Source organism: Asticcacaulis sp. AC402 (genome assembly GCF_000495835.1).
In the GTDB taxonomy this organism is placed as follows: domain Bacteria; phylum Pseudomonadota; class Alphaproteobacteria; order Caulobacterales; family Caulobacteraceae; genus Asticcacaulis.
The window spans coordinates 79,709-100,291 of the sequence record NZ_AWGC01000006.1; the positions used below are offsets into that span (position 1 = coordinate 79,709).

Below are 20,583 nucleotides of genomic sequence, written 5' to 3' on the forward strand. Positions count from 1 at the left end.
CAATCCGTTACTCTGGCTGCCTGCTTTTCCAGGAAGAATGTCTGGCCTACCGGGATTACAGGGTCTTGTGCCCTATGGTCTCAACCGCCTGCTACCGAGACGATTGTACGTGAGGTTGTTCAACGTCACGGCTCGATAACAGTTCGGACCAAGGGAGAGCACATATGGCCGAAGGTACCGTCAAGTGGTTTAACAGCACCAAGGGTTTTGGCTTCATTCAACCGTCCGCGGGCGGCAATGACGTCTTCGTTCACATCTCGGCCGTTCAGCGCGCCGGCCTGCAAGGCCTGGCCGACGGTCAGCGGGTGTCGTACGAACTGCAGAACGAGCGCGGCAAGACCGCCGCGGTCGATATCAAGCTGCTTTAGTCAAAGCCTGATGTAAGCGTTTTGAAGGCGCAGGCGGCCGGCGGTCGCCTGCGCTTTTTCATATGAGCTGAAACTGTACCTTGCGGCCAACAGCTCTAGCGGCGCGATAAAGGGTCTCCAGCGTCACATTGCCGTCTTCGGGATTTAGTACGCGATCTAACTGTGACCGTGTCGTATTCATTCGTTTGGCCATTTCGACCTTAGTCAGCTTGTTTTTTTTCATTTCTTCCTGAAGCTGCCACGCAATGACGCTTTTAACGGCATAGGCTGTGGCCTCTTCGAGAATGCCTTCCTCCCTAAGAAAGTCGTCCAAGGAAGGGCCGAGGTTTGGATGGTCGGGGTTTACGGGCATTTCAGGCTCATTCTTTCGAGGTGTTCGACAGGAATTCTTTCTTGCGCTCCCGGGCCTTCTGCAACTCTTGCTCAGGCGTTTTCTGAGTCTTTTTGATAAATCCCGAAACGATAATCAGGGTGTCTTCAAAGACAAAGAATAAAAGTCTCGCTTCTCGTTTACTGGGTAAGCTGCATCTTAACTCGTAAAGTCCATCGCCGAATGGGCGGCAAAGCGGCATGCCGACAGGAAAGCCGATTTGGACTCTTTTTAGATCGAAGCCGACCCTTGACCTGTCCTCCTTGTCCAGGAGTTTTAGAAACTCCCAGGCAGGTTTATTGCCGTTAGGCGTGGCGAAGAAGGCAACTTGAAAAGCAAGTTCGGGTTCCGGCACAGAAGGTCTTTCCTATATCTATCTCTATATACAAATCTTGGTCTTCTGTGCGGGACTTGAAATGTACGTTAAATGGTACAATTTGTCAAGCTACGCTTCTGGGTGTCTGCGCGATTATCTCGTTGATGTCCGCCGCCGTCAGACCCTCCGCACGATAATCCCGCAGAGATTTCGAGCCCTTGCGCTTGGCCAGGCGGCGCCCTTCACCGTCCAGCAGCAGGGCATGGTGCAGATACTGCGGTGTCGGCAGGTCCAACAGCGCCTGGAGCAGGACCTGGGTGTGCGTAGCGTCAAACAGGTCGCTGCCGCGGACGACATGGCTGATGTTCTGGCGGGCATCGTCGATGACGACCGCCAGGTGATAGGCGACCCCGATATCCTTGCGGCCCAGGATGACATCGCCATTGACTTCGGGCCGGGCGGGTTGGGCGCCTGACACCAGATCTGTAAACGCCAGATCGTCATAGCGCGCGCCGAGATGCCGACGCGCCGCTTCCAGCGACAGCCGCCAGGCCGGCGCCGCGGGCGCAGCGCCGGCGGTATCCTCACCTTGAGGTGCACTGAGGGCGGCCTCGGCCTGGCCCTTGCGTGTCCGGCTGTCGGCATAGAGCACACCCAGATCGCGCAGCTGGTCCAATGCCGCCTGATAGTCGCTGAGGTGATCACTTTGGCGCAAGTTCGGCGTCTCCCATGTGACCCCGAGCCAATTCAGGTCCTCATAGATCGCCTGTTCGAACGCCGGCCGGCACCGGGTATGATCGATATCCTCGATGCGCAGAATGAACTCACCGTCCATGTCGCGTGCAAACCCGTACGCCGTCAGGGCACTAAAGGCATGGCCGAGATGGAGATAGCCGGTCGGTGAGGGAGCAAAACGCGTGCGGATGGTCATGGCGGGGATCTATAGCAGGCGATGCCGTGGCGCCACAGACCGGGAAATAGGCCTGTCGCAAAAAATTGACGTTTCTTTTGCGCGGAATCGGAGGCAAACTATCCACAGGTATCAACTTCGGGCAGAAGGAGGTCCATCTTCAAACAGTGGTGTTTAAGATTGCCGCGCCCCGATCAACGAAGGAGGCGGCTATGCAGGTCCTGAAGGCGCCGCCGCACGACTGGCGCGCCCTTGTACTCAATGCCGATTTCCGGCCTCTGTCCTATTATCCTCTGTCGACCAAGCCCTGGCAGGACGTCGTCAAGGCTGTGTTCGAAGACCGCGTCGATGTGGTCTCGAACTACGACATTGAAATCCGGTCACCGTCGATGAGGATGCTGTTGCCCAGCGTGGTGTCGCTCAAGACCTATATCGACCAGAACCGGCCGCCGGCCTTTACCCGTTACAATGTCTTTCTGCGCGACCGCTTCCGCTGCCAGTATTGTGGCTCGCCCAATGACCTGACCTTCGATCACGTCGTGCCGGTCAGTCAGGGCGGAAAATCGACCTGGACCAACATCCTGACCGCCTGTGCGCCCTGCAACTTGCGCAAAGGGGGAAAAACACCGCTTCAGGCGCGAATGATGCCGACAAAAAACCCACACCGTCCGACAATGTATCAGCTCCAGGAACTGGGGCGGCGTTTTCCCCCTAACTATCTTCACGAAAGTTGGATAGATTACCTGTATTGGGATACGCTGCTCCAGGCTTAGCGGGGCGACAGGCGTAGAGGGTTTCTTTTTACAGGTCTTGGCATAGAATATGTCGTCTCCAGTGCGGTTTGAAATGGACAGGCGCGCGTTTGGCGTCGTGAACTTCCCACGGCCACGCGGCAAGACGCGTACGCCCATGGAGCCTCTGACCAAGGCGTTGCAAACCACCTTGGGGGTGCGTGTCCAGGCCAAGCGCAACTGGCTGTTCGGACGCAAGCATCACAGCTTTGTCTTTATGGGCGAACGCGTAAAGATACAGATTCTGGACAATGGCGACGCCACCTTCGATCTGGGCCTGGCCGACGACGAAATCCGCGAGACCCTGCTGGAGCATCTGCGCACCAGCCTGGATTTCGAGGGGCGTTAGACCGCCACGGCAACATCGAAGCTTCAACAAGGCCGGACGATCCGATGTTAACTGGCCTCCGATCGTGGCAAAGCAAAATGCAGAGAAAGCCCATGTCGACCAAGGTGAGTTGACAATCACTGACGGGCCGGCTGAAATTGCTGGCACCGGGGAGCCACTCAAGGAGGTTAATATGACACCTGTTGTTGCCAAACGCCGCGTTTTGAAATTGCTGACCGTTGCCGCCCTGGTTGCTGCCACACCCGTCCTGGCCCATCACGGCTGGGCGTGGACCGAAGAGAAACAAACCACCCTGACCGGCACGATCCAGAGCATTTCCATGGTGCCGCCGCATCCCGTGCTGAAGGTCAAGGCGGCGGACGGCGTGTTGTGGCAGGTCGATCTGGGCAACCCGGTTCAGACCGAAAAATCGGGCTTCCGGGGTGATACGGCCAAGGTCGGGGACAGCATCACCGTGCTCGGTAACCGGGCGCTCGACAAGACCCGGCACATGAAGGCCGTGCGCATAACCCTGGCCGGCAAAAACTACGACATGTATCCCGATCGGATCCACGCCCATTGATCGAGATCATCGCCAACTGGCCCGGCGCGGTCTGGCTGCAGCACAATTGGGTAGCCTATCTCTTTGTCAACGCTACCCATATCCTGGGGATTGGTCTGATCCTGGGGGCGATTCTGCCGCTGGATCTGCGATTGCTGGGGCTGTTCAGAACCGTGCCGGTGACGGTGATCGGTCCGTTCCTCTCCCGCTGCGCCGGAGTCGGGGTTGGCCTGGCGGCGGTGACAGGGCTGTGGCTGTTCTCGGTCAAGCCGGACGAGTATTTGGGTAATCCGGCGTTTCTGATCAAGGCGGGATTGCTGGTTCTCGCGGTCGGAAATGTGGTGGCCCAGCATAGGATGCCGGGCTTCCAGCCGGCCGTGCAGGGCGGGGCTGTTTCGATCAGCGTGAAGGTGTTCGCCGCTGTTTCGGTAGTGCTTTGGTTGTCGGTATTGGTGGCAGGGCGGTGGATCGGGTTTTTGTAGGTTCGAGCTTCTGGCTCCCCCTCCGTCTCGACGCGCTTCGCCTCAAGAAGGCTCGCTCGCTCGACACCTCCCCCGTAAACGAGGGAGGATAATTCAGGTCGAAATCGTGAAATAGACAAGGCACCCAGCCGCCAGGGTCATCAGCAAAAGCGCCAGGCCGCCCAGTATGTTTGACCAGCGGCCGTTGGTGAATTCCCCCATCACGGTCTTGTTGTTGGCGATGTGCAGAAGGATGCCGATCAGGACCGGCGCTGTCACGCCGTACAGTATCGCTGACCACAACAACGCCTGGATCGGCGAAATGCCGAGATAGTTGATCCCCAGACCGACCAGTAGTGACACGATGATGACGCCGTAAAAGGCCGGCGCTTCGTGGAACTTCTTGTCCAGTCCCTCCTGCCAGCCGAAGGTCTCGGCGACAATATAGGACAGGCAGCCTGACAGTACGGGAATGGCCAGAAACCCTGTTCCGATGACGCCGATGGCGAACAGGTAGTAGGCACCATCACCGGCGACCGGCCGTAAGGCTTCGGCGGCTTCGGCAACGGTGTCGATGTGGTGAATGCCGGCGGCATACAGGGTCGATCCGGCCGTCAAAATAATAAAGAACATGACGATGCTGGAAAACAGCATGCCGAGATCGACATCGAAGCCCATCTCCTTGATCAGGCGCTTGTCGACCACGACCTGTTTCTTGTGTAACTGCGCTTCGGCTTCCATAGTGGCCTGCCAGAAGAAGAGGTAGGGCGATATGGTCGTCCCCAGGATGGCGACCAGTACACCGATGAAGGCCTTGTCGAAATGGAATGTCGGCACAAGCGCGTGGTGCAGGACCGCCATCCAGTCGGTGTGCGTCATGAAGGGCACGACCAGATAGACCAGCAGCACGGCGCACAGCCATTTCAGCACCGAGGCCAGCCTTTGGTAGGGCAGGGCTATGATGGCTCCCAACAGGAGTGCGGTGAAGGCGACGCTGAAGACCTGGGCCGGGACCTGCGGGATCACCAGATTGGCCACGGCGCCCATGCCGGCAATATCGGCGCCGATGTTCAGCACGATGGCCGGAACACTGAACAGAAGCATCAGCCACAGGACGGGCTTTGGATAGGTCTTGCGCAGGATGCCGCACAGGCCCTGTGAGGTCACCAGGCCAATACGGGCGCACATTTCCTGGATCGCGGCCATCAGTGGAAAGGTGATCAGCGTGGTCCACAGGGTGGCCAGACCATATTGCGCGCCGGCCTGGGTGTAGGTCGCTATGCCGGACGGATCGTCATCGCTGGCGCCCGTGACAAGGCCCGGGCCGATGGATTTCCAAAGACGCGACAGTTTTCCTGGCCCAGGTTTACCTGGCTCAGGTGGGCTGTCGGCGGGGGCTTGGGGCGTCTCCATGCGTCTTCCTGGATTTCTTGCCGGACTCGCATGACAAGAGCCGCATCAGGAAGCGATGGCAATCAGATTTTCTCGCTGATTTTTATGGCGACCCGGCATCCGGCTTTTATCACGGCTGACAGCAGGGGATAGCCTGGCGCTTCGCGTGCACCCTGTGCAACGGCGTGGTCGTGGTGGCCCAGCTCATCATCGCGGAACTTTGACAACTGCGCCGCCAGTTCGGGATCGGACTGCGAAAGTTCGCGCACCTGATCGGCATAGTGTTCGCCGATGACGCTTTCGACGGCTTCGGTGCAGGCATGGGCGGCCTTTTCGCCGAGCAGGGCGGTGCCGACCCCGAGGCCCAAGGCGGCCAGGCGCCAGACCGGGGTCATGGCCGTCGGCCGGACCTGTTTGTCGCGCAAAAGCGCTTCGAAGGCTTCGAGGTGGACCTGTTCCTCGCCCTCCATACGCGTGAACTGTTCAGCCAGATCCCTATGCGGCGTCTGGCGGAAGACAGCGCTCTGGCCACGGTAGATGTGTACGGCGGCCAATTCTCCGGCGTGGTCGACGCGCAGGATCTCTTCCAGGCGGGCGCGCGATTCGCCCTGGCCGGGCCGGGGCGGGATGGGCCGGGGCGGGACGGGCCGGGTGGTCAGGTTTGAGGTCGGCTGGGTCATGCGGCTACTGTATCACGGATCGGTGACGGCGCGACGTGGCGTCTTGCCTCAGTGCTTCTTCTTGCGACGGAACCGCAGCGAAGCGATCAGGCTCAGTATGGCCAGGATAGCGCTGGCAATGGCGTTATAACCGGCCATGGAGATGCCGTAGAGTTCCCAGGCAATGACATCGCACATGGGGGCCCGGGTCGGGGCGCCACTCAGCAGGGCCGCCATGCCATCGAAGCTGATTTCACCGCCCGAGATGCTGCAGGTCTCCGGTCCGCGCCACCAATGCTGCTCGACTCCGGCGTGGAATAGCGAAATCGCAAAACCGGTGGTGAAGATGGCGAACAGGACAAAGGAAAACACCCGCGGTGGCCCCTTAGCGCCGGTAAACAACGCCCACACCGAGGCGACGAGGGACACGCCGGCAGCGATCCAGTAGATGTCGCGCTGCTTCAGGCACAGGTGACAGGGATGCAGGCCGCCGATCAGCTGAAAGCCCCAGGCTGTGGCCAGCATGGCGACCGAGACGATGAAAGCGGTGATGCTCCACCAGCGTGAGAAAGCCAGCCGCAGCTTGGCGCCGACATCGCCAGACGCTTTTGGGGTAGACGGTTTGGGCGTGAGTGACACGGAGGACCTCAGTGCGGGATCAGTTTGATGGCGACGATTCCTAGCACGATCAACACGACCAAAACAGTGCCCACAAGATAGAAGCGCTTTTCGAGCTGTTCGGTGATTTGTGGGCCGAAGCGCTTGCACGCCCAGGCAACGGCAAAGAAGCGGGCGCCGCGGGTGACGGCGCAGGAGACGAAAAACGGCAGCAGGGCCATGTGGGCGATACCCGACGCAATGGTCACGAGCTTGAAGGGAATGGGGGTCAGCCCCTTGCCCAGGATGACCCATACGCCCCATTTTTCCATGAAGTCGTGAAAATCGGCCAGGCGTTCGCCGTAACCGAGAAAATTAAGGATCATCAGGCCAACGGGCGTGAAAAAATAACCTATGGCATAACCGAACAGGGCACCAAAGACCGAAGCAATTGTGCAGACCAGAGCGTAGCGATAGGCCCGGTCCGGACGGGCCAGGATCATCGGCGCCATCATCAGGTCGGGTGGAATCGGAAAGAAAGAGCTTTCGGCGAACGATATGGCGGCCAGGCCTTTTTCAGCATTGGGGCCGGCGGCGATCTTCATCATCCAGACATAGAGCTGGCGCGGCCACAGGGCGATTGCGCGCAGGGGCGCAGGCAGGCGCTGGACAAATTCGGGCGTCTCAGAAGAAGGCGGCTTTGACACGGGCAATACGGGTTCCGGTGGCGGGTGCACTTCCCATAGCAGCAGATTTAGCCCTTGTCGCGCGACAGAACGGCGCGCGAGACAGTTTTTGGCGAAATCTTTTGGCCGGATGTTGGGCGCTTCGGCTAACCTTTAGCGAAATTAGACAAAGCCTTAACTATTACTGATTTGTCATTGGCGACCGGGTAGGGCATCAGCTAGCCTACCGAAAGAAGGACCGTGTTTCCATGCCGCATGACTCGTTGACCCTGGACGAATACACGCCTTACCGCCTGGCGGTGGCCTCCAGCGCCGTCAGCACCCTGATTTCGACGGCTTACGACAGCCTTTACGGACTGAAAATCCCCGAATGGCGGCTGATCATGATCCTTCGCGAAGACGGTCCCTCCACCCAACAGACGCTGGTCAAACGCGGCGGCATGGATAAGGTGACGATTTCGCGCGCCGCCCAGGCCCTGGCCAAGCGGCGGCTGATCACCCGCGCGCCCCATGAACACGATGGCCGGTCGCATCACCTGATTCTGACCGCTGAAGGCGAGCGCCTGTTCGCTGATGTTGTTCCCGCGGCGGCGGAATACGAAAAAGTCATGCTGTCCGACTTCACCGCCGACGAGGTTGCGACCTTCAAGAAGCTGCTGCGCCGTGTCGAAGAAGCCGCGCTCAAGGCACAAAACAACGGCTGAAACGCGAACCTGCGGATTCCTGTCGCAAAATGGGTGATGCGGGATGGCGCGCTATCTGGCAATCTGTTAACCTTTGTGGTTAGCTGCCCATGGTGGCTGGATGTTCTTATTTGCCAGTTGTTCTTTTTGGCTAGCTTTTCAGGGGCGCGGATCCGCGTCGCCAGGTGCGTGAGAGAGGAGGGGGCTTGCAGGTCGATTATACCAATGACGGGCACGGTCTCGCGTCCGACTTCCCCAGCGACCCCGTCTTTCCGTGGGAGCTGTTGCTGGGCGTTGTCGGCCTGGCATTGTTTCTGCTTGTCCTGGGCGGGCTTTTCATTTTTTTCCAGCGCCTGGGCCAGCAGATGGCCGAGCGCGCTTCGGACGATGCCATCGTCAAAAAAGTAGAACTCGTCTCCAAGGCACTGTCCAATGCCGCGCGGGCACCGCGCGACCAGCAGGAGGGCAAGCTGCGCCTGGCGGTCGAGGAGGTCGACAAGCACTTTGGTGCCACGCTTGCGGCGGCGGCCGGTGTCACCAAGGCGGTCGGCGGCATGAACACTTCGCTGGAAGGTCTGGTCAAAAAGGACACGGCACCCGCCAATGGCCTGTTCCCCAATGGCAGCCATGTCCAGGGCAATACCATCATCAATATCGCCGTCAATAATGGTGAAATCGGTCATGGCGCGTCAGGTTCCGGGCCGATAGGGGCGAATCCAGCGCCGGTCCCGGACTCCGATATCGAAATTTCGCCGCGCGAACGCCGTGAAATCGTGTGGGAGGCCGTCCAACGCCTGTTCGACTATTGGAAATTCCGTGCCGCCGTGGTGGCGCAGATCCGCGCCGTGCGCGTGCAACTCGATACGTCGCCGGCCTGGACGCCGCCGCGGGAGAACGAGCGCATGCGGCCGGTGTTTGGCAAACGCGACGAAGCGTCATGAGGGTGACATGAACGATTTCGACGACAATTTCGGCGGCCCGCCCGAGGGCGTTTATGGCGATCCTTATCTGGTCGACGCCGCGCTCGATCCCTACATCTTTATCGTCCTGGCCGTGGTGTGCGTCCTGGTCGTGGTGGTTTGCCTGACTGGTTTCTTTATCGGTCGTTCGGTTGCGCGCCGTCGCCTCGAGGCTCAGCGCAAGACGTCACGTGACGCCATCTTCCTGCATGTCCGCTACGCCCTCGACGCAGCGATGAAATCCTCCGGTGCGGTCATCCTGGAACGGGGCCGTGAGGTCGCTGATATCCTGGAGGCGCGCCTGGGGCTGCTTCTGGTCTTGCATAACAAACTGGGCAAATCGGTGGCTGTGCTGCGCCAGGCCCTGGATCCGAAAAAGCCGGAGCCGGCCAAGCCCGCCGACGTGAAAGTGCCGCGCGGCAGTTACAACCATGCCTTCGAGGTCTGGGAGGCGGTGCAGGAATTGAGCCTGTTCTGGCAGAAAGACACGGTCGACACCTTGTTGCGCCAAGCGCAGGTTGAACTTTCGACCGTGCCGGTGGTGCCTGCCGTCGAGCGTGTAGCGATGTTCAAATGGGAGCGCAAGAAACCGGCAACGGCGGCCGCTGTGGTAGCCGACGCCAACAAGGCCGGTCCGGCCCCGGTTGCGCCCCAGCCGGCTGAGACGGCGCCGGTCAAGTCAGAGGAAACGGCTCCGTCGCCTGAGCCAGATCCGACTCCGCCACCGGCACCGTCGCCCAAACGTGGCGGTTCGCTACCGGCCCACAAGCGCAATATGCTGGCGTGACCTTACCTCCCCAGGTGTTGTGGTGGCGCAATTTTCTTTCAGCGCCCTGCCACGCACATGGCCTCAAAGTCCACGCAAAAACCGCCAAAACGGACTTGCGAACCCTGGCAAAAGTCTTTATCTGTCCGGCCTCTCGCCCCAGGCCCCTGTGGTGGAATTGGTAGACGCGCCGGATTCAAAATCCGGTACCGCGAGGTGTGTCGGTTCGAGTCCGACCGGGGGCACCATTTCTCTGAGAGTAGAACCATACCCCCGGTTTTTTGCCGGGTCGGACTTCGTCCGATTGGGGGCACCACGGTCGCGGACCCTGATCCCGTTACGCGACAGCGCTGACGGTTGAAGTCTTGGTGTTTGGTTCGAGACGTTTGTAATGTCTCTCCGGCGAGTTAACTCTTTACTCTATAAGCTGTAACGGCAACCTCGTCCTTCTTCGCGCCTTCGCGTCTTCGCGTGCGATACTCATGTCGTTGCCCCCGCAACCGCCGAGGCAGGAAAGTCTCACGCGAAGACGCGAAGGCGCGAAAGTTCTTTGATTTCTGACAGCCCTGGCGGCCTGACCGACTCCGCTGACCGTTTTCGTCGTTCAGGTGAGTGAGACAATGAGGGCTGCGGCGCAAGCGGCGGGTGCGGCTCTGGTTGGTCGCCAAGCCTGCGCGGACAGGGGGCGCAGCATCCGTGGGCCTCTTGAAATCGCTGTACGGCGCGAAAACCATTCCTGACGTTTCGTGAAGCTTCTCCGACGAATAAAATCCTTATTCCATAAGCTATTGCCGAAAAATCTCTGGTAGAAAAAGGCACTACAGACAACTGAGAAATATCGCATTTAGCAAGCTGTCACCGTAATTAGTGATCGATAAACTGTGGATTTATAGATCATAGTTTGGCGTATTGTGATCCGCGTTTTTTTGAAGCTTGTCCGACGACTTATACCAAGCATAATAAAGAATGACGCTTGGTATTCGTTTTCTTCAGCTCAGGCGCCGCATGGCTCCTCGCATAAGCTCGGGCGCGCAGTCGCGCTTGCCAGCCCGAGATGAGTCAAGGTCATCGCGGGCTGGTATTAGAGCGGGATGGCTTTAGGTAGAATTCCCATCTCGCTCTAAGTTTTTGTTTTGTCTCGCAATTGTTCCGAAAAGGGGCGGCCGCTTTATCGGATTGCGCTATAGTGAACGCGGATCAGTGACGCGTCAGCCGGATGAGCGAGGCATCATAGCCCAGCTCAATCGCCCGGCTTTGCAACTGTGCCGCCAGTTCCGCCGATGGCACCGCTTCGCGAGTCAGAATCCAAAGGTACTTGCCGGAAGGCTCGCCGGCGATCGCCCAGTTGTAGTCGTCGGCGTGGTCGAGCACCCAGTAGTCGCCGAAATAAAACGGTCCGAAGAAGGACAGCTTCAGCTTGGCATTGCCGCTGTCTGGCTGGACGATGGCCTTGCCTTCGGACACTTTCGTCTCGCCCTTGCCGCCGTCGCGGCGGCAACTGTTGACAACCCTGATTTTGCCGTCGTCGAGAAGGCTGTACTGCGCCGTTACAGCGTCACAGTTCTTTTCGAAAAGGTTCTCATAGCGGCCGAATTCGTACCAGGTGCCGAGATAGCGGTTGAGTTCGACCACCTTGGCCGGCTGGGGTACATTGCGGTTGCCGATCGGCATGCCAGCGTGGGCGGCGACGCCCAGGCCGACGGCAGCAACGGCTACGAGCGCCGCGGTCCAGGCCAGGCGATAGCGCTGCTTGTTGTCGTGGGAAGCCATGTCAGTTCTCCATTTTAGGTCGTAACCTGCCCGTCCGGCCGTAAGGATTCCATGGCGCAGCGGCGTGTTTCTTGTTGGGATTCCCTATATAGTCTCAGCCATCAAATCTATCGGGTCACTCGCCGCAAACATGTTAAGGCGACGCACCATCTATCTATTGTCGTGATCGTCCCCATATGTATCTGGCCGTCGCCGTGTGGTCGTCACTCTGCTGGCTTTGTTAAGCAAGAGGTAGGCTATGAGGCAACGTAATACCACCGCAGCGATTGACTCCCTGGCCAAGGGGCTTTCGGGCAACGCCCGCAAGGAAGACGTCAAGGCCCACTCTGGCACCGAGGGCGAAGCGGTTCCGGCGCCCCTGGTCGAAGACCGCAGCGACATACGCCGCCGCCCGGCAGGCTACAACCGGTCCGAATTCTATCTGAAGATCGACGGCCTGTCCGGCCCGCGTCCTGCCCGCGACGGCAGGCCCGATTAAGGAATGAGCTTGCTCATGGTGATGTGCGGGATGGTGACTTCGGTGAACACGTCGCCTTGGGCCTCGTAGCCGTATTTGGCATAGAAGGCGCGCGCGGTGACACGGGACGCCAGGACTATCTGCGTGGCGCCTTCGGCCCGGGCAGTGTCTTCGGCCGCCCTCAACAATGTCTCCCCGATGCCCAGGCCACGATGCGACTCCGCCACCGCCATCTGGCGCAGCTTGAAGATGCCGGAATTGTACGGAGTCAGCACAACCGTACCGATCAGGCTGTCGCCGGCGAAGGCCGCCAGGTGGATATCGCCGGCTTCCGCGCTCAGTTGCTCCGCCGTGAAGTCAAGCCCCAGCGGCGTGCGCAGGATGGCGCGGCGCAGACTGACGGTTGCCTCATAGTCGGGCGTGGCGTGGGGGATGCGGCGAACGGCGAGGGGCATGGTCAATCCGTAAAAACTGTGGTTGTGTAGATCAACTCCGTGCCGGGGGGCAAGATGAAGCGCAAACCATGGATCATTGGGATAGTGGCGATAATCGCCTTGCTGGCCACCTATGCTGGCCTGCGCATGGTTGGCAAACCACCAGCGCTGAAAGACGGCGACCTGATCTTTCAGACGTCAGGCAGCCATCAGTCAGCGGCTATCCTGGCTGCCACCGGTAGCGCCTTCACCCATATGGGCATTCTCGAACGCGATGACGGCCAATGGTACGTTGTAGAGGCCGGTGGCACGGTGACCCGGACCCCGCTGGGCGCCTGGACGCGGCGTGGCAAGGGCGGGCGCTATGCCGTCTACCGGCGCGACCTGACGCCGGCCCAGACCCGGACCCTTCTGAAAGCCGCGCATCGCCTCGACGGGCGGCCCTATGATATCTTCTTCTCGTTCAACAACCGCGCCATCTATTGCAGCGAATTGCCTTACCTCGCCTTCGGCAAGGCCGGCATCACCATCGGCCAGGTCCAGAAGGTGCGCGACCTTCATGCCGACAACGGCCTGGCCAAAAGTTTGATCGAAAAGCGCTGGCGCCGTCATGACGACTGCAAGGGGCTGGATTTCGACGCCTGCTACGCCCGCATTCTGGACCAGGATCTGGTGACGCCGGTGTCGATCGCCAACGACCGGCAGTTCCGCCAGATCTTCAGCAATTATCCGCTTTAGGGGGCGTGCGTGACCGCTGACCACACAATCAGCCGCAGCGACATGGCGGTCTTTGCCGTCAAGTCAGGCCTGTTGAAACTGAGGCGCCTCGGGCTCGACCTGGTGTCCGGTGTGCAGCGGTGGCGGGCAATGCCCGGCCGTGGTGAAATTCTGGCCGAAGTCACCACGCCGCTGTGGTCCGACGACAGTGTCGCCGAACGCGGTCTGCAACTGGGTAAGGTGCAGAACCTGCGCATCGCTGCCAAGGCGCTGAACGGGCTGGTTGTTCCAGCCGGGCAGGTGTTTAGCTTCTGGGCTCAGGTTGGGCCGCCGACGCGGGGACGCGGCTTTGTCGAAGGCCGTGAACTGCGCCAGGGCTGTCTGATCCCGACCGTGGCTGGCGGTCTTTGCCAGATGAGCAACAGCCTGCATGTCGCCGCCAAACGCGCCGGCTGCGACATTGTTGAGCGCCACGGCCATACGGCGGTCGTGCCCGGCTCGCCGTTTGGGCCTAACGACGACGCCACCGTGTTCTGGAACTATGTCGACCTGCGTTTCCGGCCGCGCGAAACGGTTCGGCTACGGGTCATCCTGACCGAACACGATCTGCAGGTGATGTTGGAGCGCGCTCAATGAACCTGCATGCGCCGGAAAGTTGCGCCTCGTGCAACAGGGTCAATTGCCATATGAGCTTCCTCAGCCGTGACATCGCGCCGGTCGCCGCGGTGACGGCGTGGGTGCTGGACGAGATGTGGCCCGAGCATCGCGACTATGTCGCCGGGATCGCGCGGAACGAGGATCAGATCCTGACGCCCGGGCTGTTTGGTCGTCCGTTGGCGCGCTATGCCTGGGGGCGAGGGCAGGTGGTCGCCGGTTGGGCGACGCTTTTGCGCCATGCCTCCATGAAACGCGTGGCCAGGGCGCCTGGCGCCGTGCGTCAGGCGGCTTATCTGAAAGCCGATAGGGCAGTGGCGGATGCCATGGCGCGGGGCATCAGCTTCCGCGCCCAACATATCGTCGTGTCGCAAACCCTGTTGCCGTATGTGTGGCGTGATGGCGTTCTCGGTGGACGCAGTTTCGACGTGTTGATGACCCGATATCCGCTGGCTGACATCCATCGCCGTCTCGACGCGGTTCTGGCCTTGCACCCGGACAGCGTCACCATCGGTGACTTTCGGGCGCCGGAGGCGCTCGTTGATGCCGAAACCGAAGCCCTGGCGCAGGCGCGGCGCGTAGTGACACCGCATCACGACATCGCCGACGGTTTTCCTGAACGGGCAGTCTGGCTGGACTGGCAAAAGCCGGTACTGCGGCCGCGGCGTGGTGGGCGCAGGGTGGCCTTTATTGGACCGTCGATCACGCGTCAGGGCGCGCGCGAAGCCCGGGGCCTGGCGCGTGGTTTGCCGGATCCGCTGATCGTGTTCGGCGCCGACCTGGAAGGATCGGGTTTCTGGGACGGTGTGGCGACTGAGCGCCGCAGTTTCGGCGAAGGCTGGATGGACGACATTGGCGCTATCCTGCACCCGGCGGCGATGACGGCATCGCCACGACGCCTGGTCGAGGCCCAGGCGCACGGCATCGACATCTTTGCCCATGCCTCGTGTGGTCTGGCGCCGGGCAAGTTCCGGCCGCTGGAGACGTTCCAGCGGCCGTAAGTCTGCTTACCAAACGATATGTGCCAGCACGTCGGCCATGACGGCGTTGTTGACCGTGATGATGTTGGTGCTGTTGAGCGTGATCAGGACGTTATTGCCCGACTGGGTGACGAATTCGGCGTGGGCTACGCCGGCCGTAAAGCCGTTGACATTGATCGTGTCATTTTCAGCCGCGCTGAAGTCGGTAATGGTGTCCTTGGCCGCACCGGTCTGGAACAGGAAGATGTCGGCGCCCAGACCGCCTGTCAGGACATCCTTGCCGCCCAGACCGTTCAGGGTATTGGCGGCCGCATTGCCGACCAGGGTGTTGGCCTGGCTGTTACCAGTGGCGTTGATGGCGTCCGCCCCGGTCAGTTCCAGGGTTTCGACAAAGCGACCGGCCAGACTGTAGCTGACGTCGCTATAGATGATGTCCGCGCCTTCACCGGTGGCCTCGATGACCTTGGCGGCCGTGTCGTGGACGTAGTAGGTGTCATTGCCCAGCCCGCCGATCAGGGTGTCAAGGCCGATACTGCCGTCCAGCACGTCGTTGCCGGCGGCGCCGTCCAGCCTGTTGTTGCCGGGATTGCCGTAGAGCACATTGTTGCTGGCGTTGCCGGTGCCCCTGAGATTTCCCGCAGTCAGCAGGGTCAGGTCCTCGAGATTGTCGCTCAGGGTATAGCTGACGGAGGCATGGACGATGTCGAGGCCCTCGTTGGCGGCTTCGATGATGACATCACTGGCGGCATTGACGATGTAAAGGTCTTCGCCGGCGCCGCCCGTCATGGTGTCGGCGCCCTGGGCGCCGTCGATACGGTTGTTGCCGCTGTTGCCGGTCAGCACATTGGCGAGCGAATTGCCGGTGATATTGCTATTGGCGCCGCCGGTCAAAATCGCGTTTTCAACGGCCCGTCCGAACAGCGAGTAGGTGACCGCGCTATAAAGGGTGTCGGTACCTTCGAAATGGAGTTCGTTGACCAGGTCGTAGATATGGTCGACATAGTAGACGTCGTCGCCGAACCCGCCGGTCATAACGTCATAGCCCGTACCGCCGTCGATCGTGTCATTGCCGCCGGCACCGGTCAGTGTATCCTTGCCGCCATTGCCGTTGATCAGGTCGGCGGCGCTGTCGCCGGTCAGACGGTTGTCGCCTTCATCGCCGATCAGCGGGACCCATTGAGAGCTGTAGCTAAATGACAGGATGTCGTGAATTTCGGCGGCGCCGCCGGTGCTGGCGGTAAAACCAAGCGAGACCAGATTGGTCCCCAGGACCGAGATCAGGTCGATCTGATAGGTCAGTTGCGCCGTGGCGGGCTTAGTGCCCGTGTCGGACGCGAAGACGTTGAGCACACCGTTGATGTACTGGACCCAAACCTCCCAGACATTGCCATTGTCCATCGGCGTTTCGATCTCGGCGGTTGCGAGTGAGGTGACCGAGCCGTCCTGGTCGATGCCGATATGGTTGCCGCTTTCGTTGGAATTGGCCCAGGTGTCGAACTCGATCGCCACACTGTTGTCCAGACCGGCATAGCCCAGGCCTTCGCCATAGCCCCCCGGGCCGTTGCCCGTCTCGCCGGCGGCCAGGACGAAGGTAAAACCGTCGGCGCCGCCATTGGCGGGATCGGTGATGCGAAATTTGAAGTGGGCGGCAAAGGCCGCCGCGGAGACCTTGTCCTCGGAAAAAAACGCGCCCACAGCGCCGCCTTCGGCCGGCGTCAGGCGAAGGACGGTCTGGCCTTCGACCTGGGTCGTGGTGGCAGTACCGAACAGATTGAGACCGGTGAGGTCCGAGAAATTATCGTATTGCATATTCCATCCCCAGGGCCCTTTGTCTTGAAAAGGCTGCATCTATTCTGAGATTGATTAGACAAGGCGGACGTCAGGACCGGTCAATCCAGCCATACGTAAGGATGTCACAGGTAAACGTCACATTTACGAATATTAAAAGAACCTTGTTATGGTTCCACAGTGTTTTTTGAATTTGCCGAAAAGTGAAATGCTTTCCCTTGCCGTGCGTTGATAAAAAAGAGGGGCGCGGCCAATCGCACCGGCGCGTGCGACAGGCTAGTTTAACCGGCAACGGATAGATGATGGAGATAGCCATGACCCGGATAATCTGGATTGCCGCCGCCGCCCTGTTCGCGGTTACGGCGTGTTCGCCCAAGACTGAGACGACGACCACGACCCGTATCGTTGCGGAATCGGCAGCGACCTCGATTACCTCGTATGAAGCGTCGGCAATGGAGTCGGCGGCTTCGATGAATAGCTTCATCGGCACGTGGACCGGTCCGGAGGGCACGTCCCTGACCGTGACCCCCAAGGGGAGCGACTATGCCGTCACAGTCGTCAACCTGGATGGGCCCCGTGATTTCACCGGTACAGCGGTCAACGACGGTCTCCGTTTCACCCGCGACGGCCAGACCTTCACCATCCGAAAAGGGACGGGTGATGACACCGGCATGAAGTGGCTGGCCGGCAAGAAGGACTGTATTGTGGTCGCCCCCAGCGAAGGCTATTGCCATGACTGACCTGCGCCTGTAGGCCCCTTATTCTTTGTGAGGGTGGCTTTTTTGTGAGGGTGTAATGAGCGACGAGGACGAGATTGTTGTCAAGGACAGCAACGGCACGCGACTGAGCGATGGCGACAGCGTAACCCTGATCAAGGACTTGAAGGTCAAGGGCTCGGGCGGGGTGACGCTGAAGCGCGGCACGCTGATACGCAACATTCGCCTGACCCAGGACGAGGCCGAAATCGAATGCAATGCCGACAAGGTCAAGGGCCTGGTGTTGCGTACGGAATTTGTCAAAAAGGCCTGAACGCTCGCCACCCCCGGTCGTTGCCGGTTTCACCAGCCTTTCAGCGCAGGCGCGCGCGACCCGGCGCTGGTGCATGATGGATCGGGATGCTTTTTGGGTAGAATCGCCATCTCGCTCTAAGTTTTTGTTTTATCGCGCAATTTATCCGAAAACGGGGACGCCCGAGCGGTGGTGCCCACTTTATCGGATTGCGCTCGAGGTGACAGGGTGCGGCAGTGCCTCTGCCGGTTCGGTCGACGTGACCTGAACCTGAACAGTCATACCCAAGGAATCGATGCGGGAGCCGGTATGCGTGCCCCACAAAGGTATGGCCTGACGGGGATCGCGCGTCACTCCGACCCGGATCAGGTCGCGATTGCCAATGATACCGTTGGTCGGGTCGAACTCGACCCAGCCGGCGCCGGGCAGGAAGACCTGCACCCAGGCATGGGTCGCACCGCCACCCAACAGCTCTTCGCTATCGCGCGACGGCACATAGATGTAACCGGTGACAAAGCGCGCCGCCAGGCCAAGGGCGCGCGCCGCCTCCATCATCAGCAGGGCAAAGTCTCTGCAGGTCCCGCTCAGCGAGTAGAGCGTCATCTCCGGCGTTTGCGTGCCGGGATTGGTGCGGCGGTTGTATTTGAAGTCGGCCCGGATGGCATGAGTCATGGCTTCGAGCAGCAAGGCCGTCGCGGTCGGACCGCCCGGATTAATGAAACGCCGGGCCCAGGCTTCGACCATGCCGCCGTCGTCAGGATACTGCCGGGCGATGTAGGGGCTCAGGTCGGCCAGGTCCTCGTCGTCATAGGCGAAGGGCCACGACCGGGCGCTGTCGTCGGTGCGAAAATGCAGGCCATGCTGGGGGGCATGGTCGAGAACGATATCGGTTTCAAACCGCAGTTCATCGGATTGGCTGTCGAACGCCGCGACGGCGACGCAATTGCCGAAAACGTCGTGAACCCAGAACAGGTCGCTGGGTTGCGGCCAGATGCTCAGGGCAGAACTGACCAGACGCTGGTCAACGCTGTCGCGCGGGCGAAACATCAGCCGGTGCTGACCGAAACCCACAGGCCGGCGATAGGTGTAGGTGGTAACGTGATGAACCCGCAGTATCGTCATGTTTCGTTTCCGGCGCTCACTGGTGTCATCTTGCCAGCCTGGACTGGATTCGCCAATGCAATTCGCCGCCAGCGGCCAGAAAGCTCGTCGTAAAGCCCTTACGAAGGCGCGTCGCAATTCCCATATACCCGGTGGTGCGCAGTTTGCGCCCTCGCCACGGCTGCACTGCCTCGCAGGCGCTTTGGCTCACCCCAGGAAGGGGTAGCAATGACATCGACTGCGCCACTGCATTTTTTCAAAGTTTCGCGTGCCCGAATCAAGGCGCGAGTGAGCCTTGACCGGCTGGCGGAAGAGGTTAGCGAGAACGAGGGTATGGCCGAACATCCCGCCAAGGGTTCCGATCCGATCATGTGGGAAAAGGGCCGTATCCGCCGTTTTGGCGGCGCCTGGCACTACTGCGCCGCCGAAGCCTCCGGCCCGGGCTATCCCGCCAAGCGCTATCCTTGGAGCAGCTAGTGGGAGCGATCGAACGATCCGGGGCCCGGTTCGAGCGGGGCCGGACTGAAAAATGGAAACGTGCCGGTGCGATTTGAGTTGCGCCAGCGTGACGATATGTGGGAAGTGAACCGCAGTGGCCGGCCTGTCGGGGCTCTGTCTCCCGTGGCGACGCCCCGAAGCCGCCCAGCACGCCAATCCTGCGGTCTACCCGGCCGACGGATCGGCGAAACTGCTGACCCACTAAGTACCGTCCTCTAGATATCGGCCCACGAAACACCAGAATGACTATGAATTTCCGTCTTTACGAAAGCGCCTGGGTCGTCGTCGAAGGCTCCGACGCCGCAATGCAGGCGCACCGGGATCCGTTGCGGCCAGGGGCCTTCCGCGTCGGCGAGTTCAGTTACGACATCGATGCGCGTGCCTTGAGCCCCGAGGCGCCAAAGCTGCTGTCGATCCTGAGCCTGCAGGCCGCACGCGAGGCCGGACTGCGCAGCAACTACGGCAGCGGTTCCGATGGTAGCCCACCGCAGGCTTCCGCCAAACGGCGCTAAGGCGCAATCCGATAAAGTGTGTGGCACCCGCACGGGCGCTCCCGTTTTCGGAAAAATTGTGCGACAAAGCAAAAAGTTTGGGCGGGGCTGTGATGCCATCAAGACGCATCCCGCTCTAACGCGATTAAAGCGTCTCGGGCATTTTCGGAATCGTGGCGACCAGGGCTGGCTGCGCGAGGTTCGCTACGTAATTCAGGCGAGTCGCCGTGAAGTCGTCGGCATATTTGACGAGGGTCATCGAACCGCCGGTAAAGCACCATTGCGTTGTGATATTGGTCAGGGTTTCATAGCTATCGCGCTCGCTGGTGGTCGCCTGGCTGCAGGGAATGCCGTAAGCCCTGGTCAGTTCGGCAACGACAATGTCATAATCTTTGGTCCGCCAGGCCACATGCAATTCCCTGAAGCCGGCGGCATCAAACAGGACGCTGGTGACCCTGGCTTGAACCCCGGCGACCGTGGTGTCTTTCAACGGACACAGGCGCGTATTGCCGGGCAACTGTTCCCCGCAGCCGGCCAGCATCGGCATGGCCTGCGCCAGGGTCTGATTTTGGTTCAGGAGTCGAAAGCTAAAGGCGGGCGCCGCGTCTATAGGTCTTGACGGCAAGGCCTGTGAACACCCTGCCGTCATTAGGGCCGCGGCCAGAAGTACATATTTGGATTGCATGGTCTTTTCTTCGGACCCCGCGCGCTTCGATGGGCGCGTCGGCCGACCCGGTAGGGCCAGTAAACAGAGGTCACAGATCGTTGTATCACAAAAACTTGTAAGGTATCGCTGCGCTCTTCGCATGTGCCGACGCGAAGTGCGCACGTTTGCAA

Annotated in this window: 28 protein-coding genes and 1 tRNA gene; 17 read left to right on the plus strand and 12 right to left on the minus strand. The window is 60.3% G+C overall.

Annotated features, from left to right (window positions below; genetic code table 11):
- The first annotated feature begins 164 nt into the window (after positions 1 to 164).
- A complete protein-coding gene (locus ABAC402_RS23880; RefSeq protein WP_023448179.1) occupies positions 165 to 368 on the plus strand; it encodes a cold-shock protein in 204 nt (67 codons plus the stop codon).
- A gap of 58 nt (positions 369 to 426) precedes the next feature.
- Here ABAC402_RS23880 and ABAC402_RS23885 read toward each other — a convergent pair whose 3' ends face one another.
- The 3 genes from ABAC402_RS23885 to gluQRS all read right to left on the minus strand — a co-directional run bounded on the left by ABAC402_RS23885 (position 427) and on the right by gluQRS (position 1,985).
- Complete coding sequence (locus tag ABAC402_RS23885) at positions 427 to 720, minus strand: XRE family transcriptional regulator (RefSeq protein ID WP_023448180.1); 294 nt, start codon at positions 718 to 720, stop codon at positions 427 to 429.
- Positions 721 to 727: 7 nt separating this feature from the next.
- Complete coding sequence (locus tag ABAC402_RS23890) at positions 728 to 1,093, minus strand: type II toxin-antitoxin system RelE/ParE family toxin (protein WP_023448181.1); 366 nt, start codon at positions 1,091 to 1,093, stop codon at positions 728 to 730.
- Positions 1,094 to 1,178: 85 nt separating this feature from the next.
- Positions 1,179 to 1,985: a tRNA glutamyl-Q(34) synthetase GluQRS gene (gene gluQRS / locus ABAC402_RS23895; RefSeq protein ID WP_023448182.1), complete on the minus strand. Its 807-nt coding sequence runs from the start codon at positions 1,983 to 1,985 to the stop codon at positions 1,179 to 1,181.
- A gap of 191 nt (positions 1,986 to 2,176) precedes the next feature.
- Here gluQRS and ABAC402_RS23900 point away from each other — a divergent pair, with 191 nt between their 5' ends.
- The 4 genes from ABAC402_RS23900 (at position 2,177) to ABAC402_RS23915 (ending at position 4,127) form a co-directional block, all read left to right on the plus strand.
- Positions 2,177 to 2,737: an HNH endonuclease gene (locus ABAC402_RS23900; protein WP_023448183.1), complete on the plus strand. Its 561-nt coding sequence runs from the start codon at positions 2,177 to 2,179 to the stop codon at positions 2,735 to 2,737.
- A gap of 136 nt (positions 2,738 to 2,873) precedes the next feature.
- Positions 2,874 to 3,104, plus strand: a complete 231-nt coding sequence (locus ABAC402_RS23905; RefSeq protein WP_235079903.1) for a hypothetical protein — start codon at positions 2,874 to 2,876, stop codon at positions 3,102 to 3,104.
- 172 nt (positions 3,105 to 3,276) lie between these two features.
- Positions 3,277 to 3,666 carry a DUF6152 family protein gene (locus tag ABAC402_RS23910; RefSeq protein WP_023448185.1) on the plus strand — a complete coding sequence of 130 codons (390 nt, stop codon included), beginning with the start codon at positions 3,277 to 3,279 and terminating at the stop codon, positions 3,664 to 3,666.
- Positions 3,663 to 4,127: a DUF6644 family protein gene (locus ABAC402_RS23915; protein ID WP_023448186.1), complete on the plus strand. Its 465-nt coding sequence runs from the start codon at positions 3,663 to 3,665 to the stop codon at positions 4,125 to 4,127. Before ABAC402_RS23910 ends, ABAC402_RS23915 begins: the two co-directional genes overlap by 4 nt.
- Positions 4,128 to 4,220: 93 nt before the next feature.
- Here the strand turns inward: ABAC402_RS23915 and ABAC402_RS23920 are convergent, their stop codons facing one another.
- From ABAC402_RS23920 to ABAC402_RS23935, 4 genes are all read right to left on the minus strand, one after another.
- A complete protein-coding gene (locus ABAC402_RS23920) occupies positions 4,221 to 5,519 on the minus strand; it encodes an Nramp family divalent metal transporter (protein ID WP_023448187.1) in 1,299 nt (432 codons plus the stop codon).
- A 62-nt stretch (positions 5,520 to 5,581) separates the two neighbouring features.
- Positions 5,582 to 6,178, minus strand: a complete 597-nt coding sequence (locus ABAC402_RS23925) for a demethoxyubiquinone hydroxylase family protein (RefSeq protein ID WP_023448188.1) — start codon at positions 6,176 to 6,178, stop codon at positions 5,582 to 5,584.
- Between the two features lie 48 nt (positions 6,179 to 6,226).
- Positions 6,227 to 6,796 (minus strand): disulfide bond formation protein B, encoded by a 570-nt coding sequence (locus ABAC402_RS23930; RefSeq protein ID WP_023448189.1) that lies wholly within the window; start codon positions 6,794 to 6,796, stop codon positions 6,227 to 6,229.
- An 8-nt stretch (positions 6,797 to 6,804) separates the two neighbouring features.
- Positions 6,805 to 7,461, minus strand: a complete 657-nt coding sequence (locus tag ABAC402_RS23935) for a YqaA family protein (protein ID WP_023448190.1) — start codon at positions 7,459 to 7,461, stop codon at positions 6,805 to 6,807.
- 227 nt (positions 7,462 to 7,688) lie between these two features.
- Here ABAC402_RS23935 and ABAC402_RS23940 point away from each other — a divergent pair, with 227 nt between their 5' ends.
- The 4 genes from ABAC402_RS23940 (at position 7,689) to ABAC402_RS23955 (ending at position 10,096) form a co-directional block, all read left to right on the plus strand.
- The gene (locus tag ABAC402_RS23940; RefSeq protein ID WP_023448191.1) at positions 7,689 to 8,144 is read left to right on the plus strand and encodes a MarR family winged helix-turn-helix transcriptional regulator; all 456 of its coding nucleotides are present in this window, start codon (positions 7,689 to 7,691) and stop codon (positions 8,142 to 8,144) included.
- A gap of 185 nt (positions 8,145 to 8,329) precedes the next feature.
- Complete coding sequence (locus tag ABAC402_RS23945; protein WP_023448192.1) at positions 8,330 to 9,064, plus strand: hypothetical protein; 735 nt, start codon at positions 8,330 to 8,332, stop codon at positions 9,062 to 9,064.
- A gap of 7 nt (positions 9,065 to 9,071) precedes the next feature.
- Positions 9,072 to 9,869, plus strand: a complete 798-nt coding sequence (locus ABAC402_RS23950) for a hypothetical protein (protein WP_023448193.1) — start codon at positions 9,072 to 9,074, stop codon at positions 9,867 to 9,869.
- A gap of 142 nt (positions 9,870 to 10,011) precedes the next feature.
- Positions 10,012 to 10,096 (plus strand) — tRNA-Leu (locus ABAC402_RS23955).
- A 949-nt stretch (positions 10,097 to 11,045) separates the two neighbouring features.
- Here the strand turns inward: ABAC402_RS23955 and ABAC402_RS23960 are convergent.
- Positions 11,046 to 11,618: a lipocalin family protein gene (locus tag ABAC402_RS23960; RefSeq protein WP_023448194.1), complete on the minus strand. Its 573-nt coding sequence runs from the start codon at positions 11,616 to 11,618 to the stop codon at positions 11,046 to 11,048.
- 238 nt (positions 11,619 to 11,856) lie between these two features.
- Between ABAC402_RS23960 and ABAC402_RS23965 the strand changes: the two genes are divergently transcribed.
- Positions 11,857 to 12,096, plus strand: coding sequence for a hypothetical protein (locus ABAC402_RS23965; RefSeq protein WP_023448195.1), 240 nt, complete (start codon positions 11,857 to 11,859; stop codon positions 12,094 to 12,096).
- Here ABAC402_RS23965 and ABAC402_RS23970 read toward each other — a convergent pair.
- Complete coding sequence (locus ABAC402_RS23970) at positions 12,093 to 12,530, minus strand: GNAT family N-acetyltransferase (RefSeq protein WP_023448196.1); 438 nt, start codon at positions 12,528 to 12,530, stop codon at positions 12,093 to 12,095. The two genes, ABAC402_RS23965 and ABAC402_RS23970, sit on opposite strands and share 4 nt — an antisense overlap.
- Before the next feature lie 54 nt (positions 12,531 to 12,584).
- Here ABAC402_RS23970 and ABAC402_RS23975 point away from each other — a divergent pair, with 54 nt between their 5' ends.
- The 3 genes from ABAC402_RS23975 to ABAC402_RS23985 are packed head-to-tail and all read left to right on the plus strand — an operon-like array spanning position 12,585 to position 14,881.
- Positions 12,585 to 13,247, plus strand: a complete 663-nt coding sequence (locus ABAC402_RS23975; RefSeq protein ID WP_031235149.1) for a YiiX/YebB-like N1pC/P60 family cysteine hydrolase — start codon at positions 12,585 to 12,587, stop codon at positions 13,245 to 13,247.
- 9 nt (positions 13,248 to 13,256) lie between these two features.
- Positions 13,257 to 13,862 carry a VanW family protein gene (locus ABAC402_RS23980; protein WP_155847297.1) on the plus strand — a complete coding sequence of 202 codons (606 nt, stop codon included), beginning with the start codon at positions 13,257 to 13,259 and terminating at the stop codon, positions 13,860 to 13,862.
- Entirely contained in the window at positions 13,859 to 14,881 is a 1,023-nt protein-coding gene (locus ABAC402_RS23985; RefSeq protein WP_023448199.1) for a hypothetical protein, read from the plus strand. Before ABAC402_RS23980 ends, ABAC402_RS23985 begins: the two co-directional genes overlap by 4 nt.
- 6 nt (positions 14,882 to 14,887) lie before the next feature.
- Here ABAC402_RS23985 and ABAC402_RS39095 read toward each other — a convergent pair whose 3' ends face one another.
- Complete coding sequence (locus ABAC402_RS39095; RefSeq protein ID WP_023448200.1) at positions 14,888 to 16,669, minus strand: hypothetical protein; 1,782 nt, start codon at positions 16,667 to 16,669, stop codon at positions 14,888 to 14,890.
- 293 nt (positions 16,670 to 16,962) lie between these two features.
- Here ABAC402_RS39095 and ABAC402_RS23990 point away from each other — a divergent pair, with 293 nt between their 5' ends.
- Positions 16,963 to 17,388: a hypothetical protein gene (locus ABAC402_RS23990; protein ID WP_023448201.1), complete on the plus strand. Its 426-nt coding sequence runs from the start codon at positions 16,963 to 16,965 to the stop codon at positions 17,386 to 17,388.
- A 55-nt stretch (positions 17,389 to 17,443) separates the two neighbouring features.
- The gene (locus tag ABAC402_RS23995; RefSeq protein ID WP_023448202.1) at positions 17,444 to 17,677 is read left to right on the plus strand and encodes an alkylphosphonate utilization protein; all 234 of its coding nucleotides are present in this window, start codon (positions 17,444 to 17,446) and stop codon (positions 17,675 to 17,677) included.
- A gap of 180 nt (positions 17,678 to 17,857) precedes the next feature.
- Here ABAC402_RS23995 and ABAC402_RS24000 read toward each other — a convergent pair whose 3' ends face one another.
- Positions 17,858 to 18,778 carry a transglutaminase family protein gene (locus ABAC402_RS24000; protein ID WP_023448203.1) on the minus strand — a complete coding sequence of 307 codons (921 nt, stop codon included), beginning with the start codon at positions 18,776 to 18,778 and terminating at the stop codon, positions 17,858 to 17,860.
- Between the two features lie 207 nt (positions 18,779 to 18,985).
- Here ABAC402_RS24000 and ABAC402_RS24005 point away from each other — a divergent pair, with 207 nt between their 5' ends.
- Both ABAC402_RS24005 and ABAC402_RS24010 read left to right on the plus strand, forming a co-directional pair.
- On the plus strand, positions 18,986 to 19,234 hold the full coding sequence (locus tag ABAC402_RS24005) for a hypothetical protein (RefSeq protein ID WP_023448204.1): 249 nt from the start codon (positions 18,986 to 18,988) through the stop codon (positions 19,232 to 19,234).
- 263 nt (positions 19,235 to 19,497) lie between these two features.
- Positions 19,498 to 19,767 carry a hypothetical protein gene (locus ABAC402_RS24010; RefSeq protein WP_235079904.1) on the plus strand — a complete coding sequence of 90 codons (270 nt, stop codon included), beginning with the start codon at positions 19,498 to 19,500 and terminating at the stop codon, positions 19,765 to 19,767.
- 124 nt (positions 19,768 to 19,891) lie between these two features.
- Here ABAC402_RS24010 and ABAC402_RS24015 read toward each other — a convergent pair whose 3' ends face one another.
- Positions 19,892 to 20,431, minus strand: a complete 540-nt coding sequence (locus ABAC402_RS24015; RefSeq protein WP_155847298.1) for a hypothetical protein — start codon at positions 20,429 to 20,431, stop codon at positions 19,892 to 19,894.
- Between the last annotated feature and the right edge of the window lie 152 nt (positions 20,432 to 20,583).

What these genes read in the sequence shown, in the direction of transcription:
- ABAC402_RS23880 (WP_023448179.1), top strand. Translation starts at nt 165, where the DNA reads ATGGCCGAAGGTACCGTCAAGTGGTTTAACAGCACCAAGGGTTTTGGC.
- ABAC402_RS23885 (WP_023448180.1), bottom strand. Translation starts at nt 720, where the DNA reads ATGCCCGTAAACCCCGACCATCCAAACCTCGGCCCTTCCTTGGACGAC.
- gluQRS (WP_023448182.1), bottom strand. Translation starts at nt 1,985, where the DNA reads ATGACCATCCGCACGCGTTTTGCTCCCTCACCGACCGGCTATCTCCAT.
- ABAC402_RS23900 (WP_023448183.1), top strand. Translation starts at nt 2,177, where the DNA reads ATGCAGGTCCTGAAGGCGCCGCCGCACGACTGGCGCGCCCTTGTACTC.
- ABAC402_RS23905 (WP_235079903.1), top strand. Translation starts at nt 2,874, where the DNA reads ATGGAGCCTCTGACCAAGGCGTTGCAAACCACCTTGGGGGTGCGTGTC.
- ABAC402_RS23910 (WP_023448185.1), top strand. Translation starts at nt 3,277, where the DNA reads ATGACACCTGTTGTTGCCAAACGCCGCGTTTTGAAATTGCTGACCGTT.
- ABAC402_RS23920 (WP_023448187.1), bottom strand. Translation starts at nt 5,519, where the DNA reads ATGGAGACGCCCCAAGCCCCCGCCGACAGCCCACCTGAGCCAGGTAAA.
- ABAC402_RS23925 (WP_023448188.1), bottom strand. Translation starts at nt 6,178, where the DNA reads ATGACCCAGCCGACCTCAAACCTGACCACCCGGCCCGTCCCGCCCCGG.
- ABAC402_RS23940 (WP_023448191.1), top strand. Translation starts at nt 7,689, where the DNA reads ATGCCGCATGACTCGTTGACCCTGGACGAATACACGCCTTACCGCCTG.
- ABAC402_RS23950 (WP_023448193.1), top strand. Translation starts at nt 9,072, where the DNA reads ATGAACGATTTCGACGACAATTTCGGCGGCCCGCCCGAGGGCGTTTAT.
- ABAC402_RS23960 (WP_023448194.1), bottom strand. Translation starts at nt 11,618, where the DNA reads ATGGCTTCCCACGACAACAAGCAGCGCTATCGCCTGGCCTGGACCGCG.
- ABAC402_RS23965 (WP_023448195.1), top strand. Translation starts at nt 11,857, where the DNA reads ATGAGGCAACGTAATACCACCGCAGCGATTGACTCCCTGGCCAAGGGG.
- ABAC402_RS23970 (WP_023448196.1), bottom strand. Translation starts at nt 12,530, where the DNA reads ATGCCCCTCGCCGTTCGCCGCATCCCCCACGCCACGCCCGACTATGAG.
- ABAC402_RS23975 (WP_031235149.1), top strand. Translation starts at nt 12,585, where the DNA reads ATGAAGCGCAAACCATGGATCATTGGGATAGTGGCGATAATCGCCTTG.
- ABAC402_RS23985 (WP_023448199.1), top strand. Translation starts at nt 13,859, where the DNA reads ATGAACCTGCATGCGCCGGAAAGTTGCGCCTCGTGCAACAGGGTCAAT.
- ABAC402_RS39095 (WP_023448200.1), bottom strand. Translation starts at nt 16,669, where the DNA reads ATGCAATACGATAATTTCTCGGACCTCACCGGTCTCAATCTGTTCGGT.
- ABAC402_RS23990 (WP_023448201.1), top strand. Translation starts at nt 16,963, where the DNA reads ATGACCCGGATAATCTGGATTGCCGCCGCCGCCCTGTTCGCGGTTACG.
- ABAC402_RS23995 (WP_023448202.1), top strand. Translation starts at nt 17,444, where the DNA reads ATGAGCGACGAGGACGAGATTGTTGTCAAGGACAGCAACGGCACGCGA.
- ABAC402_RS24000 (WP_023448203.1), bottom strand. Translation starts at nt 18,778, where the DNA reads ATGACGATACTGCGGGTTCATCACGTTACCACCTACACCTATCGCCGG.
- ABAC402_RS24005 (WP_023448204.1), top strand. Translation starts at nt 18,986, where the DNA reads ATGACATCGACTGCGCCACTGCATTTTTTCAAAGTTTCGCGTGCCCGA.
- ABAC402_RS24010 (WP_235079904.1), top strand. Translation starts at nt 19,498, where the DNA reads ATGACTATGAATTTCCGTCTTTACGAAAGCGCCTGGGTCGTCGTCGAA.
- ABAC402_RS24015 (WP_155847298.1), bottom strand. Translation starts at nt 20,431, where the DNA reads ATGCAATCCAAATATGTACTTCTGGCCGCGGCCCTAATGACGGCAGGG.